The 18130-nt window shown below is 68.0% G+C and carries 9 protein-coding genes and 1 pseudogene; 5 read left to right on the top strand and 5 right to left on the bottom strand.

Annotated features, from left to right (window positions below; genetic code table 11):
* The first annotated feature begins 34 nt into the window (after positions 1 to 34).
* Positions 35 to 3379 (top strand): ATP-binding protein, encoded by a 3345-nt coding sequence (locus SROS_RS20800; protein WP_012890917.1) that lies wholly within the window; start codon positions 35 to 37, stop codon positions 3377 to 3379.
* A 207-nt stretch (positions 3380 to 3586) separates the two neighbouring features.
* On the opposite strand, the gene SROS_RS20795 is transcribed toward SROS_RS20800, so the two are convergent.
* Entirely contained in the window at positions 3587 to 10468 is a 6882-nt protein-coding gene (locus SROS_RS20795) for a PKD domain-containing protein (RefSeq protein ID WP_148269143.1), read from the bottom strand.
* Positions 10469 to 10477: 9 nt separating this feature from the next.
* Between SROS_RS20795 and SROS_RS53030 the strand changes: the two genes are divergently transcribed.
* The 3 genes and pseudogenes from SROS_RS53030 (at position 10478) to SROS_RS47570 (ending at position 12801) form a co-directional block, all read left to right on the top strand.
* Entirely contained in the window at positions 10478 to 10903 is a 426-nt protein-coding gene (locus SROS_RS53030; RefSeq protein ID WP_245564685.1) for a hypothetical protein, read from the top strand.
* 132 nt (positions 10904 to 11035) lie between these two features.
* Complete coding sequence (locus SROS_RS20790) at positions 11036 to 11599, top strand: hypothetical protein (RefSeq protein WP_043652477.1); 564 nt, start codon at positions 11036 to 11038, stop codon at positions 11597 to 11599.
* Positions 11600 to 12281: 682 nt separating this feature from the next.
* Positions 12282 to 12801, top strand: a pseudogene (locus SROS_RS47570) (transposase).
* A 43-nt stretch (positions 12802 to 12844) separates the two neighbouring features.
* Here SROS_RS47570 and SROS_RS20775 read toward each other — a convergent pair.
* Both SROS_RS20775 and SROS_RS20765 read right to left on the bottom strand, forming a co-directional pair.
* Positions 12845 to 13591 carry a phosphotransferase family protein gene (locus SROS_RS20775; RefSeq protein ID WP_043652471.1) on the bottom strand — a complete coding sequence of 249 codons (747 nt, stop codon included), beginning with the start codon at positions 13589 to 13591 and terminating at the stop codon, positions 12845 to 12847.
* A gap of 906 nt (positions 13592 to 14497) precedes the next feature.
* The gene (locus SROS_RS20765; protein ID WP_052316989.1) at positions 14498 to 14782 is read right to left on the bottom strand and encodes a hypothetical protein; all 285 of its coding nucleotides are present in this window, start codon (positions 14780 to 14782) and stop codon (positions 14498 to 14500) included.
* Between the two features lie 111 nt (positions 14783 to 14893).
* Between SROS_RS20765 and SROS_RS20760 the strand changes: the two genes are divergently transcribed.
* Positions 14894 to 16999, top strand: a complete 2106-nt coding sequence (locus SROS_RS20760; RefSeq protein WP_052316988.1) for a prolyl oligopeptidase family serine peptidase — start codon at positions 14894 to 14896, stop codon at positions 16997 to 16999.
* A 251-nt stretch (positions 17000 to 17250) separates the two neighbouring features.
* On the opposite strand, the gene SROS_RS20755 is transcribed toward SROS_RS20760, so the two are convergent.
* Both SROS_RS20755 and SROS_RS20750 read right to left on the bottom strand, forming a co-directional pair.
* A complete protein-coding gene (locus SROS_RS20755) occupies positions 17251 to 17532 on the bottom strand; it encodes a tyrosine-type recombinase/integrase (RefSeq protein ID WP_052316987.1) in 282 nt (93 codons plus the stop codon).
* Between the two features lie 144 nt (positions 17533 to 17676).
* On the bottom strand, positions 17677 to 18042 hold the full coding sequence (locus SROS_RS20750; RefSeq protein WP_012890911.1) for a hypothetical protein: 366 nt from the start codon (positions 18040 to 18042) through the stop codon (positions 17677 to 17679).
* Positions 18043 to 18130 lie beyond the last annotated feature (88 nt).

Genomic DNA, 18130 nt, shown 5'->3' with positions numbered 1-18130 from the left:
TAGCGACGTGCCGCTGAGATCGTAGGTGGTAAGGGTGGAGTTTCGGGTTCTTGGCCCGGTAGGGGTCCACAGCGATGGCGGGGTTCAGGTCGACCTCGGCGGTCCGCGCCCGCGTGCGGTGCTGGCCCGGTTACTGCTCGCGCAGGGGGCGGTCGTGTCTGCGGACACGTTGATCGATGACCTGTACAGCGGGGCGCCCCCAGCCAGCGCCCTGTCCAGCCTGCACTCGTATGTGTCGAATCTGCGCCGGATCATCGAGCCCGGCCGCAGCCCCCGAACTCCTCCCCTGCTGCTCCTCGGGCAGCCTCCCGGCTACCTGCTCGCCACCACGAACGTCGACGCGATCCGGTTCACCAAACTGGTCACCCGATCGGAGTCACGTCCCCCCGGTGAGGTGCTCGTCTCCCTGGACGAGGCGTTGCGGCTCTGGCGAGGCCAGCCGTACGGCGAGTTTGCCGATGAGACCTGGGCCGTCACGGATGTCAGCCGCCTTCGCGAGTTGCGCCTGGTCGCGGTCGAGCGGCGCGCCCAGGCCCTGCTGGACCTCGGCCGCCCGCAGGCGGTGATCACCCATCTGGAGACCGAGGCGGCCGCGCACCCGCTGCGCGAGCGGCTGTGGTGGCTGCTGGCCGTGGCCCTGTACCGCAGCGGGCGGCAGGCCGACGCGCTCGCCGTGCTCCGCCATGCCGGGAACCTGCTCGCCGAACAGCTCGGCCTCGACCCCGGCCCGGAACTACGGGCGCTGGAAAACGACATCCTCCGGCACTCCGACTCGCTCACGAACCCGCTCTTGACCTCCACCGCGGTGTCGGTGCCCGTACCTCCGCAGTCGCCACCGCGGCTCCTTGTCGGGCGGGAGCGGCAGCTTTCGGAGTTGAAGATGCTGCCGATACGTGCGAGTCGAAACGGCGTAGCCGTCGCAGCGGTGAGCGGTGAGCCGGGCATCGGCAAGACCCGGCTGCTGGAGGTGTTTCGCGACCAGTGCGCCGACCTCGGCTACGTGGTGCTGTGGGGCAACTGCCACAGCATGGAGGGGGCCCCGGCCCTGTGGCCGTGGCTTCAGGTGCTGCGCACGTTGGATGAGATCTGGCCGCCGCCGGACCGCCAGGCGCTGGCCGGGTTCCTCGATGAGGAGATGCCCAGCGGCTCCACCGCGGCGGCACTGCTCCACCGCAACCAGGTCATCGCTCGCTGGCTCACCGTGACCGCGCAGACCCAGCCATTGGTGATCATCCTTGACGACCTGCACTGGGCCGACCCGGCCTCACTCGCACTGCTCAGAGATGTCGCCATGCTGGCGGGCGGCGAGGCGGCGAACGTCCCGCTGACGCTGGTCGCCGCTTTCCGCGAGACGGCTTTCCGCGAGACGGCGATTCATGGCACAGCACTTCCCCGTGGCTCGTTCCATCTCTCACTGGACGGTCTGCTGGGTGAGCTCGCCCGGTACGACCTGCTTCGCATCCGGCTGACCGGCCTGGAGGTGGAGGAGGTGCGGGCGATCGCCTCGGCCATGGGCGCCGAGATGGACGAGTCCTCCGCCGAGCGCCTGTCCGAGCGGACCGGCGGCAACCCCTTCTTCGTGCGGGAAAGCGCTCGGCTGCTGGCCCAGGGGCGAGATCTGGAGGCGGTTCCCGAGGCGGTGGCCGACCTGATCCGCTGGTGGCTGGGCAGACTGGGCGCGCAGGCCGGTGAGGTTCTGGGTGTCGCCGCACTGATCGGTCGGGACTTCGACCCGGCCGTGGTCGCCGAGGTGTGCGAGACATCCGAGATCGGATGGGTGGAAGTCTACGACACGCTGGACCGGACAGCCCGGGCCGGGTTGATCGTTCCCGGTGAGGTTTCCATGGCGTTCGCCCACGACCTGGTCAGGGAGACCCTTGTCCGCGAGATCCCGCCGCTGCGCAAGGCGGTCATCCACCAGGCGGTCATGACCGCCCTGTCCTTCCGGCCAGGCGTGGACGTCACGGTCATCGCTCACCACGCGGTGGAGGCCGGCCCGGCCGCGTACGCCGATGCCACGCGCTGGGCGATCGCCGCCGCCGAACAGGCGAGCCTGCGCCTGGCCTACGAGGAGGCGGCTGTCTGGTGGGGCCGGGCGGTCGTCGCGCACGGCGCCTGCGCGGGTGACCCGGTAGAGCACGTGGAGCTGCTGCTGCGGCAGGTCCGTGCGCTGCTGGAGGCCGGGGACGTGATCGGCGCGCGACAGGCCCGTGCGAAGGCCGTACGTGCCGCCGACCGAGTCGGGGGGAACTCGGAGCTGACCGCCCGCGCCCTCACCGCACTGGATGCCCCGGCGATCTGGACACTGCGTGATTTGTACGGGGCGGCGGAGTTGTGGCTGGTGGATCGGTTCGAGGCCGCGCTGCGAGCGCTGCCCGAGGCTGACAGCCACGAGCGAGCCCTGCTGCTGGGGGGACTGGCACAGGAGCTGCACGGGACTGATGACCCCCGCGGTCACGCCTTTTCCGCCGAGGCTGTCGCGATGGCTCGCCGGCTGGGCGACCCGTATCTGCTGATGCGGATGCTCAACGCCCGGCACCTGTCGCTGCCTCAGCCGCTGCACATCCCCGAGCTGCTGGAGCTCACCGAGGAATTGCACGAGCTCGCACTGCGCACACGAATGCCGGGATTCGAACTGCTCGCCCAGATGATGTTCGCCCACCACCGGTTGGAGCTGTTCGACCTGGCCGCCGCGGACGCGGCCGCCGCCCGCTGCGACGTCATGCTGGAGCGGCTGTCATTGCCATGGCCGCGCTTTCAGCACACCATATGGCGGATCACCAGGCTCGTCCTGAGCGGGCGGTTCGACGACGCCGAAAACCTGTACGGGGAGGCCGAACGCCAGGCCACCCGGATCGGCTACTGGTATGCGGGCGGAGTGGTGGCGATCGGGCGTCTCATATTGCGCTACAACCAGGGCACCATCGCGGAGGCAGGGCCGCTGATCGACGCGATCACCGGCGTTCATCCCAGTGCGGATCACGATGCTCGGGTGCTGCAGCTGTGCGCGCAGGGCCGCGTGCGGGAGGCCCGCGCCTTGGCCGCGAACGGCTGGCCGGCACCGCCGCCGGACTGGTCGTGGCTCTCCATGACCTGCCTGCAGGGCGCGGCCCAGGCCGCCATCGGGGACCTGCCGGCCTGCCAGGTGACCTACTCGGCGCTGCTGCCGTATTCCGGGCGGATCTCAGTGGTTTCGGCGGTGGTCTGCATGGGGCCCGTCGACTGGTACCTGGCCCTGCTCGCCTCCGCGCTGGGCGACAACGCCGCCGCCTCCCGGCACCTTGAGACGCTGACACGACTGGCAGGCCAGAACGGGCTCATGTGGTGGCGGGACCGGGCAAGGTCGGCAAGTTGTGAGGTCTTTCCCCACGTGCCTTGATACTCCAGCCGAGACTCCTGACCTCATTATTGATCTCTTTATCGGTTCGATGATGTAGCACGCCGACGAAAGATCCTGCCCGCGCACTGGATGGACGGGATCTGCGTACCTTTCGGGGTTTATTTAGGGGTTTGTGGGCGGGTGGGGTTTGATCCGGATGTCCGCGGACCTCAGGTGGGGTCTCTGAGGCCCGCGGAACTGTCAGGCTCAGCCGCTGACGCGGATGACGCCACTCACCGGTGCGGGCTTGCCGCTGTTGTCGTAGATGAGCTCTCCGTTCTTCTTCCAGACCCTGACCACCAGCTGGTCGGTGTTGTCGGCCGGTTTGCCGGAGTCGATAGTGGTGATCTCGTAGGTGACGTCGACGGTCTTGTTGACCTTTCCTTCTCCGCGCAGGATCGCGGTGCCGCCGGCCACGGCGAGCACCGTGGAGGAGTCGTCGCGCAGGTCGAACCCGGGGGCGTTGTAGTGCAGCTCACCGGTGGGGGTGGTGTCCTTGTCGCGGTAGTGGGCGGTGACGTTGAGGTTCGCCTCGCCCTCCTTGGCGCAGGCGGCGTCCAGCTTGCACACTCCGGCGGGTGAGACCGTCTGCCCGGCGCCGACCAGCGAGCCGGCCGGGTCGTAGACCACCACGTAGGCCTGCTTGCCGTCGGCGGTGTCGGCCTTGGTGGCGCCGCTGTGGTTGTCGGTGACCGTCACCGAGATCGGGTACAGCCCGGCCTTGGTGAACACATGCGACCCGCTCACGGTGCCCTTGCCGCCGTGTCCGGCGACCGCTGCGGGCACCGGCTCGCCGCCGATGCTCCAGGTGGCGGTGTGCGTGTCGGCCTTACCGGAGTCGGTGAACGAGGCGCTGAGCGACACCGCCTCGCCCACCTTCGCCACCTTCGCCGGCTGCTTGGCCACCGCCGGCGCCGTCAGGGCCACCTCGGGTGCGGCGTTGGTGACGTGCACGGTCACCTGGGCGCTGCCTGAGGCGCCCTTGTCGTCGGTGACGGTCAGCACGACCGTGTAGTCACCGGCCGAGGCATAGACGTGCTCGAGCTTCAACTGCCCGGCGACCTTGGACAGCGGCTGCGGCCCGGCCCCGGCCCCGTAGTCGACCATGTAGGTCCAGGAGGTGGAATCAGAATCGGTGAAGGAGGCCGGCGCGACCCAGACGGCTCCCGCCTCCACGGTGTCGAACGCCGGGCTCACCCTGACCGTCGGGGCCTGGTTCGGGGTCTCGGCGGCCACGACCGTGGCGATGAAGGTGGCCGTGGTCTCCAGGTCGCCGTCGTCCTTCACCTTGACGGTGACCGGGTAGGTGCCCGGGGTGGCCCACTGGTGCTCCAGCGTGATCTGCTTGGCGGCGTTGGGGGTGACCGGCTGGGGGCCGGACCCGTCGCCGTAGTCCACCGTGGCCGTCCAGGAGGTGGAGTCCGGGTCGGCGAAGGTCACGGTGCGCTGCAGAACTTCGCCCGCGGTCAGCTCGACGTCGGCTCCGGCGGTGACCACCGGCGCGGTGTTGGGCGCCGCCTCGCTGATCACGTACGGCACGCCCGCATCCCCGAGGTTGTTGCTGCTGTCGTAGACCATCACCATGGCGGTGCCGCTCTTCGGGGCGGTGAAGGTGCGGGTGAGGGTGACGGTGCCGCCCCCGGGCCGCGGGGTCACCACGGCGTCCACCGGCGGTCCGTCTCCCCAGGCGACCTTGGCGGTGTGGGTGTCGCCGGCTTCGGTGTCGGTGAAGTCCACCCGCAGGGTGAACGGCTTGCCCACCTGGCCCCGCAACGGCGCGGCCGGGGCCTGCACCGCCGGGATGTCACCGGCCTTGATGCCCTTGCCGGTCAGCGGCACGGTGTAGGCCGGTGCGGCGCCGTCGGCGGTGGTGAAGGTCAGCGCACCGGTGGCCGGGCCTTCCGCGGTGGGGGCGAACTTCACCTCCACCGTGCACGCCTTGCCGACCGCCAGCTCCACCGGGCAGGCGTTGCTCTGGGTGAACGGCCCGCTGACCGCGATCACCTTCAACGGGATCGGATCATTCAGCCGGTTGGTCAACGTCACCGAACTCGGGTAGCTGACCTGGCCGACCTCCACCGGATCGGTCCAGTTGATCCCGGACGGGATCAGCAGCGGACGCACCGTCGCGGTGGTCGAAGCGGTGTTGTCGGCCGGCTTGGGGTCGGTCACCGCCAGGCTGTAGCCGCCGGTCCCCGCCTTGAGCTCGGTGCCGTTGGCTGCGTTGTCCGGGACGGTCGCGCTCACCTCGACGGTGGCGCTCCGGCCCGGCTCCAGCACCTTGGCCGTGTTACGGAACCCGCCCTTGATCGCGGTGCAGATGCCCCGCCAGGTGTCACACGTCGCGCCGGTGACGGCCTGCGGGATCAGTATGTCCAACCGCACGTCGGTCGCGGTGTCGTCACCCTTGTTGGTCACCGTGGTAGTCCAGGTCACCGTCGAGCCCGGCCCCGGCTCGGTCGCCGACACCGTCTGTTTGACCTCCAGATCCGCCCGGGCGGTGGTCGGGGTCAGCAGGAACGACCGCGCATGGGTGGAGAAGCCGGTCGGATCCGTGGTCGAACGGTCGCGGATGAAGCCCTGCGCCACGATCTGGCCGGAGGAGTTGACGTCATACAGGCGATCAAGGCCCATGCACGGCCCGGTTGTGTTCTCCTGCTCCCGCGGGCACAGCGGCCGGGGCAGCAGATCTGCCAGCGCGTACTTCTCGCCCTCCAGCCATATCACCGGCTCCCAGATCGTCTTGACCGGGGTGGAGGCGTCCTGGTCGAGCGCGCGGCCGACCACCAGCCCGTGGTCGTTGAGGGCGGTCGCCTCGCCTTCACCGAGTTCGGTCGGCTGACCGTCCTTCCACAGAACGGCGCGCGTGGGATTGTTGGGGCCGCAATCCACGCTACCCGCCACCACCTCGGCGGTGTTGACGTCATAGGCGTCGCCGTACTCATTGTCCTTGTACGGGCAACCTGGCACCGCAAGCGGCGTGGTCACCCCGTCCCGGTAGAGCGCGGGCCCCCAGTTGACGGGCTTACCGTAGATCGGGTCTCTTCCCATCACATAGTTACCAGCCACCGTGCCCCGGGCGTTGATCCGGGATGAGAAAGCGGAGGCATACCCGGAGACATAGGTGTACTTCGTGTCGAACACCGGGTTGGCGGGCAGCTGGACCGCGCCCCCCTGATCCCAGATCACATGGTCACCGCCCGCCATGCCGAACACCTGGCCGTTGTCGTTCAGGCCCAGGGCCAATCCGCCCGATTCCGGCTGCAGACTCCTGACCGAACCGTCCTTGCGGTAGACGACAGCGCGGTTGGTCCCACCCTCTCCCGACGTAGCCCAGCCGGAGACGTCCCCGGCCTCGTTGATCCCCGTGGCGACCGCCATGCACCTGTTGGTGCTGCGGGGGTCGTCGGTGCACGGCAGGTCACCCAGATTGGTGAACTCACCGGCCTGCCAGCGCACAGCGCTCGTCCTATGGGTATGGTTCTGGTCCACCGTGGCGGCGACCTGACCGCGGTCGTTGAGCGCGACGGCCCTCGTCTCCGCCGCACTTCGACCAGGCGACGCCGCACCCAGCTCGGTCACCGTGTAGGTGCCGAACCGCGCCACCACCGTGTGCGGGCCGTTCATGGTCAGCCTCAGCGCACCCGCGCCCCGCTCCTCACCGTCCACGGTCCACCCGATCGGGATCCGCCCGGCCTCAGGGGTCGCGGTCACCGTCACCTTGGTGCCGGCACGGTAGGTGTCCTGCGCCGGCGACACCGCCACCGAACCACCGGGCTGCGCCGACAACGTCAGCTCGAACTCCCGCAGATCGGGCTTCTTCACCTCGACCACATCAAGTGCGGCCCGCAGGCCCTTGGCGGTGTCGGCCTTCACCGTGACCGAATACACACCGTCGGCCAACGACTCAGAAGTGGCACCGTACACGCCGTCACCGGCGCCGCCGTCACCGCTGTTGCCGTCATCCTTCAACGACAGCTCAACACGCGCGCCGTCCTCGCCGATCACGATCGCCTGCACCGGCACCGCGGTAACCGGCTTACCGGCATCGGTGACGGTGCCTGTCACCTTGACCCGGCCATCCTCCGACGGCTGCTCCACCGTGGCCGCCACCTTCACCGGGTTACCGGCGACCCAGGCACCCAGATTGGCCGTGACCGGCTCAGTGGCCGAGTTCGTGATCTCCAGCTTCCACGCACCCGCCCGCGGTTTGGCGACGCTCAACCCCTGGACCGGCTGCTTGGCCTCATCACTGCCCGCCGCGTACTGCGCGGCCGGCTCCCCGGACGGATTACGCAACACCAACCCGACGGTCGACGGCAACGCCCCCGTCACACCGAACGCCGAACCCTGCGGGACGTCCAACGGCACACTCACCGTCTTCCCCGCCTCCACCGCAGTCGACGACGCAGCGAACACGGAACCCGCGTCCGTACCGCCATCATCCGTGGCCATGGCGGCCGGCGCGGCGGCCATGGCCGAGTCGCCGGTGACCCCCTTGGTCAACCTGGGCAGATCCGGGTCACCGTCCTTGCCCGGCACCGACGCCAGCCGCGGTTTGACGTAGGTCTCGAAATCCCACGCCGAGTCGGTCATCGACATGTGCACGGTTCCGGTCCTGGGGACGTCGGGGTAGAACCGCGCACTCCACAACGGAACGATCAGGTCACTGTCGTAGAACTCCGTGTGCTCGGGGGGAGCGACGCAGGGCAGGGGCCTGCCCACACCCGCCAGGTTGGAGGGTGTCACGCCCTTGAGGTTCGTGTACTGCTGGTTGAACACGCCGCGTACGAACCGGGTGGTGTTCTGCTCCGTGGCCGGGGAGAACGGAACGGAACCATCAGTCAGGGTGGCGTTCAGCACGACCATGTCCGCACAGGGAGTCCCCCGGTTCGGGGTGCCCATCTGCAGCATCCGATTCACCACCGGCTTGTGATCCGGCGAGCTCGGCATCTCGGTCTGGATGTACTGCCGCGTGATCAGACCGCCCATCGAGTGGGCGATGACATCGACGTGCGACGCGCCCGTCCGCGTGCGCACGTTCTCCAGGTACTTCGCCAGCTCCTTGGCGTTCTCGGCAAGCGTATTGGTCTGCTTCGACGAGTCCGACAGGTCACCGGTGTCAAGGGTGCCACCATCGGGGCCGAACTCGCCGTTACCGACGGCGAATGACCCGATATAGGGATGCAGGCCGTCCAGGATCGCATGAGCGTACCCCCATGCGATCTCTGCGTTGGACTTCCAGCCGTGCACCAGAACCACGGGCTTCGGCCTGGTAGTGATTTTCGCCGACTCGGCGAACCCCTGCCTGACACCGCCCATGTAGAGCCGCGCCTTCACATACCGGACCAGGTTCGCCTCGCCCCTCTCCCAGGCGACCCCAGCGGTGTCCCAATTCGCCCGCACGTTGACGGTCTGGTTCGGTTCGAGCTCAACCTCGATCGGTTCCACCTTGGGCAACGGCGTGTAGTCCACGGCCTCGCCCGGATTCGGCGCCTGGTACAGCCTGATCTGCGCGGAAACGGGCATGGAGCCCGGATTGGTCACCGAAACCGTGATGCGCGCCGGGTCGCCGTCGGTCACGGCCCCGGCCTCACCCCACTCCTCGGACGGGTATCTCTTGGTCTCGAGGGTGACCGAATTGATGACGGGCTTGGCGAGTCCCAGGTCGAGCAGGAAGGCATGCCCCACGCCTGTGGTCGTGTTCGTTGCGACACCGGTGATCTGACCGAGGTCGTTGATGCCGAGGGCCCTTGTCAAGCGCAGGTTCGTGCCCGCCGGCACCAGGGTGTTCAGGTCGATTCCGGCACCGCCTGCGTACATGGCGGCTCTCGTCGGCCCGGAGGAGGTCCTCATCAATCCCACGGCGATGCCCGCATTGTTGATCGCGTACGCTTCGCCGCCGAGGGGGGTGTCCTGCTCTACGGCCACACCGCTCGCGTTCCAGATGATAGGGACGATACCGCCGTTCATATTCTTCCCGTGGCCGGCGACCTGCCCCTTGTCGTTGATGTCAGCGGCCTTGGTCTCGCCGGCGTACTGCAGAATGTCCTTGGCCAGGTCGAGGGGCTGTCCGGGCTTGGTGCGGAACGCGCGTATCTCAAAGACGGACCGGTCGGGGTCCATGTCGGCGTTACCGGCCACCGAACCTGAGTTGTTCAGCGCCGAGACCCCCATGTTCTGGTCCTTGAACGCACGGAGCTGCAGTACGGACCCGTCCGGATCGCGTACCCAGCCGCCGCCCCCGATCTGCCCTTTGTTGTTGATGACCCTTCCGAAGCGCTGCTCTATGAGAGTCGCCTTGCCATCTTTGAGGACGAAGGTCTTCTCGTCATCCGGGCCCATGTCCGAAAATGTGCCGACCACAGTGCCGTCGTCGTTGATGCCCCAGGCATGGCTGTTGACGATCCCGCCGTCGCCGAGGCCCTCGAGGCTGTCGTGCAGCTGCCTGACGGATCCGCCGGAGAACAGAACGGCTCTCTGGTGGTCGTTCAAGTGAGAGACAGTGGCTGTCCCGACGACCTGGCTCATGTTGTTGATGCCCCGGGCATTGACTTTATAACCGAGGCTGCTGTAGACCCCGTCATCGCGGCCGTTGAGGGAGCCGAGATCGATGAGCTTGACCTCGCCCGCCGCGGATGCCACCTCGTTGTTCGGAGGCGGTTCGGGGGCGGATGCGGCGATCGCGGATGTGGGCAGGACGAGAGAGCCGGCCACCGCAGTGATCAGCGATATCCCTGACCATCGTGCCGCGATCCGCCGAGAGGAGGCTCGACTGAATAACCAGTGCAAAGGAGTGACTCCATGACTATGGCCGTGCCCTCCCGGGCGCGGCTTGGGAACTGGCAGTCGCCGATCGTGACCGGTCGCACCTGTAGGTCGCTTGGCCTCGCTTGTAGATCGCTTGGCCTCGATGTCAGCGAGCTTGTCGAAGATCCACAGGCGTGTGGAGGCCTGACAAGCTTCACCTGTTCCTCGTCCAGGATGAGTGGCAGGTTGCGCCGCAAGACCCCGGTGATGCGCGTGGCCGGCAAGGACTACGGCCGGGTGGCACTGGCTGGGCTGGTGTGCGCCAAGCCCGGGCAGCACACCCGGCTGATGTACCGGATGCTCCTGCGGCGGGGCAAGCCCGGGGAGGTCAAGGGCTTTGATCCCCGGCGGTTCGCAGCTGTGCTGAATGCCGCGCACGCCCGGCTCGGCGGGGCGATCGTGCTGGTGTGGGACAACGACCGCCGCCACTTGTCTGCCGCGATGCGCTCGTTGATCGATGCCCGCCCGTGGCTGACGGTCTTTTCACCTGCCCGCTTATGCGCCGGAGCTGAACCCGGCCGAGGGCGTGTGGTCGGCGCTCAAGCGCGCTTCGGCCAACCTCGCGCCTCGCGACATCGACGAACTCGCCGGAGTCGTCGCCACCAAGCTCAAACGAATAAGGACTACGAATACCTGCCCGCCACCTCCGAGAACACCATCTATCTGGCGATGGCCTCACCCCTGCTTCACCGCCTCACCCGAGCATCAATCTGATGCTTTTCAGATACCCTCTAGCTATATAACCGGTTTACGGACATGCCGGAAAGGAGTCAACGAATCGGTTGCGCTCGACGCCGCCATGTTTCAAGCTCGGCGGAGAATCGGACGAGCGAAAGGCAGCACCGAATGCGCAATCTCAGCCCGGATGAGCTCGAACGTCTGATCCGTTCTCACCGCCGCCTGAAGGTGTCACTGCTGGTCACAATCGCCGTGATCATCGCAGGGTTCGTCCTCATGGTGCTCTTCGATGTGCCGTTCCCCTCTGGGCTGGGCGTGGGCATCGGCGTGGGCATCGGGTTACTCTTGCTCATCCCGCAGCGGCGCTTACTGAACAAGCTAGGGCTCACCAACGTGGAAGCGAAGGCGATCATCGGGGCCGAGCGGGAACGCCGTACCGGCATCGCCGACCTGCCGCCGGAGGCACGCGCCAGACGTGAGGCGCGGCGGGCGAGCATCTTCCTGATCGCGGGTCTGATCCTTGTGATCGTCTTCTCCGTCGCGGCCTTTTATTTCTTCGGCCAGGCCGGTCAGACGGTGGAAGAGGATGCCCCGGTCGACCCATGGTTCGCCATCAGCTTCTTCACAGGATTCGCCGCCCTGTGCGTCGGGCCCGCCTCTCTCTGGCAGGCGAACCTGCATAAAAGGAAGGCTGACTCCTGGCGTGAGATAGCGGCGCAGGAAGTTCACTGACGGACTTGGCCCGCTGGCTGCGCCCCCTGTTTCCTCCAGCGCGAAGGGCAGGAGCGTCTTGGTGCTGTACGGCTACCACTCCGGCTCGCTCTCCTCGGCAGCCTTCAGGCGTAGCTCCTCCAGGCGCGGGGCGAGAGCGGCCAAGATGCGGTCGTGGAGCCATGCCCGCGCTCATCGGCCGGCGGCTCCTCGGGCAGGTCTGCGTTCATGCCGCCCATGCTCGCCCCGCCGGGTGATCGCGCGCAGAGAAACGGCCGCAGGCGGCTGTAACGCCACCTTGTGCACAGACGCTTACCTTTTGTGCTCATCCCTCCTCGATCTGACGCTGCTCAGCGCTTCAACCCGCCACCTGGGAGGCCATGGTTGCCTACCCTCACCTGGGAGGCGGACTCCTCGCGGCCAGCCGTCACCCGATGGGTGGCAGTAGTGGGCCGCGACTGAAAAAGCGCCCGAGCACGCGCCTCCCGCACGATGCGCACCGCACCCGCCCGAAACTCCGGATCGAAACTCCGTCTGGTCTCTCCCATACCCCGACCTCCCCCTTAGGTCAGATCTCCACGGTACGAGGGGAGGCTCAGTTGATGCCCGCACGCTTAAGAAGTCCCAACAAAATGATCTAGGAATACCGGTGATCATCTACAGGTTGATCACCTGTGTGAGGAAGGGCGAGCAGCCGCCGTGGATCATCCCGGATGAGGTGTGGGTGCGGATCGAACCGTTGTTGCCGGTCTTGCCACGCCGTACAGATCATCCGGGCCGCAACCGCCTGGACAACCGGAAGGTCCTGTCGGGCATCTTGTTCGTGCTCTACACCGGTATTGCCTGGGAGTTCCTGCCGCAAGAGCTGGGTTTCGGCTCGGGGATGACCTGCTGGCGGAGGCTACGGGACTGGCACCAGGCCGGGGTGTGGCCAGCGGGGTCGGCCCCGTCGGCGACCGAAGGCGTTGTACGCCGATCGGCGCTATGACCATGACAAGTACCGCCGGATGGTCTGGGCCGCAGGGGTCAAACCGGTCATCGCCCGCCGTGGCACGCCGCACGGCTCCGGCCTGGGTGGGCATCGCTGGGTGATCGAGCAGACGATCGCCCTGTTGCATTGGTTCCGCCGCCTGCGCATCCGCTGGGAGATTCGCGACGACATCCACGAAGCCTTCATGACCCTCGCCGCCGCCATCATCTGCTGGCGACGTGTCATCCACTGATCGTTCCGGTAGGACTTTTCATAGCAGTCGGGCCCGCGCAGCCTCACAGCCGGGATCTCAGCACGTCGACCTCACAGCCCGGCGCGAACGGGTCGAAGCCATGCTCGACCAGCCAGCGAACATTCAGCAGGCTTCGCAACGACCACCACGCGCGGATCACGTCGAGGTCGACGTCGGTGCCGTAGCCGGCGACGACGTCGCCGAGGTGCTCCTCGTGTCCGAGCGTCAAGGTGGCGAGGTCGTACAGGGCATCACCTTGGCCTGCCTCGGACCAGTCGATGATGCCCGTGATCCCGTCGCCGTCGACGAACACGTGATCGATCTGCAGGTCGCCGTGCGTGAAGACCGGTGTCCACGGCCGGAGCGCGGCCTCGGCGACCTGGCGGTTGCGGGTGACCAGGTCGGCGGACAGGACGCCGTTCGTCACGAGCCACTCGCACTCGCCATCGAGATCCGCCGCCAACTCGTCGAGGCCCCGGCCGGCCTGGCCGGGCCTGGGCGGCAACGGCGCGTCGTGCAACCTCCGGATGGCGGCGCCCGCCGCGGCCCACGATGCCGGGGACGCGGTCGACGGCTCGCCGAGGCGGCCGAGCGCCGTCCCCGGGACTGCGGCGATCGCGAACACTGGCGGCTTGTGCCACAGGACCTTTGGGGTCGGGACCGGCGCCAGGGCCATCGCCTCGACCTCGACGTCGATGCGCGCCTGATCGGCGTCCACCTTCAGGAACACGTCGCCGACGCGCAGGGTCGCGCGCTCGGAATGGGCGACGACCATTTTGACCTCATCCATGGGCGACCAGTATCCCGGGGATGATCGTCGACGTCACCGGGTTTATCGCGTGCGATTGCGCAGCTGACCGCCTCCCGCTACCAAGCGGCCTCATGCGCGACACTGACCGCTGACCAGGTCAAGTCCACCACTTTTGTTAGGAGCCCTTAGCCACGTTCTCCACTCCACGTCACGCCGCAGCGATCGTGACCCGCGGCACCAGCTTGGCCGCCATGCTGGAACACACCTACCCCCAAGCGGCAGTAGTCGCACAGTTCCGTCAAGGGGTGGCCGAGCTCAGCGCAGGATCGTGAGAAGCCGCACGCCGAAAAGCGGCGCCGAGTCCTGGCAGGCCGCCCTGGGCGCCGCACGGGAAGTCGCTCTTGTCTTGGGTTGCTAGCCTCTTCTCGCAGGTCAGGACGAGATGATCTTTTCTGGCACATGAGGCACGTTGCATTGAACACGTTTCCAGGTGTTTCGATAGGCGTCGGCGAACTGGCGCTCCCTCTTGGCTGGAGGCCCCGGCGACGGTGCTCCAGGCCGTCGGCGGGGTGGCGGATGGCGGCCAGGGGCGATCGGCTGACCGAGGTGATGGGCGAACAGATCGCGCTGCCGCTCCGGCGCACGCTGCGGTCCGAGGAGCGGGCGATGGTACGGGGGCCGGCCGAGGCGGCGCGGCAGGACCAAGAAATAACCCTTGAGTTCGTTGGGCTCGTTGTGGCCTGCACAGCCCCAGGACCTGGGCTTATCAGCTGGCGCTCCGGCTTCTTCGAGAGTTGATGAGATTTCAGGGATTCTGAAGGTCTATCGTCCTCGTCGTTCGTCTTGCTCTAACGGTGAAGGCGAGGAGGCCGGAGTTGGCGCTGGCGGTGGTGGCTTCGAGGCCGAGGCTTGATCTGGGGCCCGGGGCGGCTTGGGGCAGTGCGGTTAGCGCAGGGACTTCATGTGCGGTACGAATCGCCAGATCCGGAGGATGCTGCCCTCGATCATCCAGGTGAAGGAGTCGCGGGTAGGAGAGGGTGTGTTGCGGCCTGTCGTTAAGGAAGCTGTCACCAAATACACCCGAGCGGAGTTGACCCAGGTAGCAGGGCAATCGCGCGCCGTGAAATAGCTCTTCAGGCAGTCGTCCCAGGGGATCAGCCAGTAACGGCCCACCTGCTGCCACTCGACCTGCGGCACAGGCCAGGCCGGGTCGGATTTGGCCAGCTGCATGACCCGCTGCCGCGTCATCGACTCGCATAGCCGAGCGCGACGGCACGGCGGCGATCTCGGTCACCCTCACCAGCTCACCCGGCTTCGCGAGCGTCGCCTATGATCATGCGGATGAGCGACATCAGCGGCCCCCCGATCGCCCGAGTGGACGTGGTGCGCGACGTTCACCACGGCATCACGCTCGACGATGCCTACCGGTGGATGGAGGCGGACGGCGAGGAGTTCCACCGCTGGCTCGACGGCCAGGCCAGCCATGCCCGCGAGCAGCTGGACACCCTGCCCCGCCGGGAGGAGCTGCTGACCCGGATCCGCGAGCTGGGCGGCGCGCTCCCGCAGTACTCGGACTTCACGCTGGCGGGCGACAGGATCTTCTACCTGGCGCGCGAACCGGGCGCCAGCGTACTCGTGCTGATGGTGCGTGAGCCCGAGGGAGCGAGCAGGGTCCTGTTCGACCCGGACACCGTGCCCGGCGAGGCGCACCACGCCATCGCCTGGTACGTGCCCTCCCCCGACGGCCGCCACATCGCCTGCGCCGTCTTCCCGTCCGGGTCGGAGGAGAGCACGATCCAGGTCATTGACGTCGGCTCCAGTGCCATCCTGGAGACGATCCCGCCCACGACGCGCTTTGCCTTCCTGAGCTGGCTGGAGGACGGCCGGTCGTTCGTCTTCCACCGCTTCGTGGCTCCTCCGGCGGGCGCTCCGCCGGAGGAGCGCCGCCTGGACAGCCGTTCCTTCCTGCACCGGCTGGGCACCGACCCGGCGCGGGATGAGGTGGTGCTGGCGCGCGGGCTCAACCCCCACGTCGAGCTGACCCCGCAGGATCGGCCCTTCCTTGTGGTGCCGCCGCGCGGTGAGTGGATGCTGGCGATCGTCTCCCACGGCGCGCTCGGCCCCTGGACCAGCGAGCAGTTGAGCGATTGCTCGCTGTACGTGGCGCCACGAGCCGCGCTCGCCGATCCGGCCACCTGCCCGTGGCGGAAGGTAGCGGGCGCGGCAGACGGTGTGACCGCCTTCGCCACCAGCCACGACACCCTCTATCTGGTCTCCCATCGGGACGCGCCCCGCTCCCACGTGCTGGCCGTTCCGTTCGCCGTACCGGATCTGTCTCGAGCGCGGGTGGTCGTGCCCGCGGGTGAGCGCGTGGTGGAGGCGGTGCGGGTCGTCGGCGACCGGCTGCTGGTGCGCGATCTCGACGGTGGCGTCCATCGGGTACGGCATGCGCCCCTGCCCGGCGGCGAGCCCGCCGACCTCCCGCTGCCGGTAGAGGGCGCCATCTGGGAGTTGACCACCCACCCGGAACGGCCCGAGGCCCTGCTGCTGACGGCCGGTTGGACAGACGCGCCGCGGCTCTACCGCTACGACGGCGAAACCCTCGAGGACACCGGGCTGGCGCCCCGCTCACCGGTCGACTTCGGCGACGTGCACGCCCGCACCCTGCATGTGCCCGCGAGGGACGGAACACGGATCCCGCTCACCGTCATCCACCACAAGGACCTGGAGCTGGACGGCGACAACCCGGTCCTGCTCACCGGCTATGGCTCCCATGGCATGTCCGAGCTGCCTGAATTCCGTCCCGAGATGCTCGCCTGGTACGAGCGCGGCGGCGTCTACGCCGTGGCGCACCTGCGCGGTGGCGGCGCCTATGGCCGGGAGTGGCACGAGGCCGGGCGTGGCCTGCGCAAGGAGGCCACCATCACGGACTTCATCGACTGCGCCGAGCACCTCATCGCCCTGGGCTACACCCGGCAGGGACGGCTGGCGGGCGAGGGCGTCAGCGCCGGCGGCATCCCCACTGGCGGCGCGCTGGTGCGCCGGCCGGAGCTGTGGGCTGCCATGGCGATGCAGGTGCCGACGGTCAACGCCACACGGACCGAGTTCAGTGAGAACGGGCCGATCAACGTGCCGGAGTTCGGCAGCGTCACCACTGAGGATGGCCTGCGCGGTCTGCTGATCGCCGATGCCTACCTGCGGGTCGAGGACAGCGTGCCGTACCCGGCGGTGCTGCTGACCACCGGACGGCGCGACGCGCGGGTGCCGCCGTGGCAGCCGGCGAAGCTGGCCGCCCGCCTGCAGGCGGCCAGCGCCTCCGGCCGGCCGGTACTGCTGCGTGTTGAGGAGCACGGCGGTCACGGCGCCGGCTCGACCCGCGAGCAGGAACATGCCCTGCTCGCTGATGTGCTGGCCTTCCTGTTGCACGCTTTCGAGGCGTCACGATGAGTACGACTGAGCAGCGAGCCCTTCGTCATGGCGCGTCGCTGTCGTCCGGCGGGCCGCTCGATCCCGGCCTGCGGGTGACGCCTCCGAAGTGACCGCATGGTGCCGCCGTGCCGTCGCTGAGTACCTCGTGCCCGCCCCCGACCCGGTCGCGGCTGGCATCGACGGGTCCGGTGCACCGCGCAGCAGGAGCAGACGGACCTGTGCGGTGTCGGTCGGGGCATCGAGCGCTCTCCTCAGCGAGTTGTGGCCGGTCAGTGGCGTCGGCGGCCTGGGTCGTGTTCGGCGAGCGCGGCGGCGACGGCTTCGGTGCTGGGCCGGACGTAGATGCCGAGGGAGCGTAGGTTCCAGTGGCCGGACAGGGCCATGAGCATGGAGGATGACCAGCCGTCCTCGCCCAGGTGGGTCAGCCGGGAGTGGCGCAGCTGGTGGAGGGTGTAGCCGGCACCGGTTGGATCGATGTTCTTGGTGGCCTGCTTGAACAGGTACTCAGCATGCTCATAGGACAGGCGGGCGCGTCCGGTGAGCGGGCACAAGTCGACGGCCGCCGGAGTGCGGCCCGCACCTGGCCAGCGTATGGCCGTAGGAGAGCAAGGTGTCGGTGTCCAGGTCACGACGACGGAGAAAGGCGTCGGCGGCTTGGCCCAGGGTGGTACCGGGCAGCGGCGTGGCGGCCGCGATCACCGGGTTTTGGGCTGGATGGCGGTGACCGGTCCGTACTCGGTGAGCAGGTGCGGGGTGAGGTACACACCGGCGGCGGCGCCTTCGTGCTCGTCGGGGTCGTGGTCACGCATGATCCAGTGATTACGCTGGGTGCTGGCGGGGTCGGACGGCCGGCGAAGCCAGATGTCGCCGTCGAGATCGGCAACGGAGGTGATGTCGTAAGGGATGTCGTCGCCGGGTCCGAAGTGCGCGCCGCCGGGGACTTGCTCACGCCGCACGACGGCGACCAGGATCCGGGCGAGGGTTTCCGCTTCCCGGATGCCGGCCGCCTTGATCGGGGTACCGGTAGTAATGGCGCGGGATCCAACGGATATGCCTTCCACCTGCGCTTATGCGGAGGTCTCAGGCTGACAGGCCAGACCTGAGCCCTGTTGTCCATCCAGGCCAGAGGCATATCCGTTGGACTTCCGG

Origin of the sequence: Streptosporangium roseum DSM 43021, assembly GCF_000024865.1 — a bacterium.
Lineage (GTDB): Bacteria > Actinomycetota > Actinomycetes > Streptosporangiales > Streptosporangiaceae > Streptosporangium > Streptosporangium roseum.
This window is presented reverse-complemented; position numbering and strand designations above follow the sequence as displayed.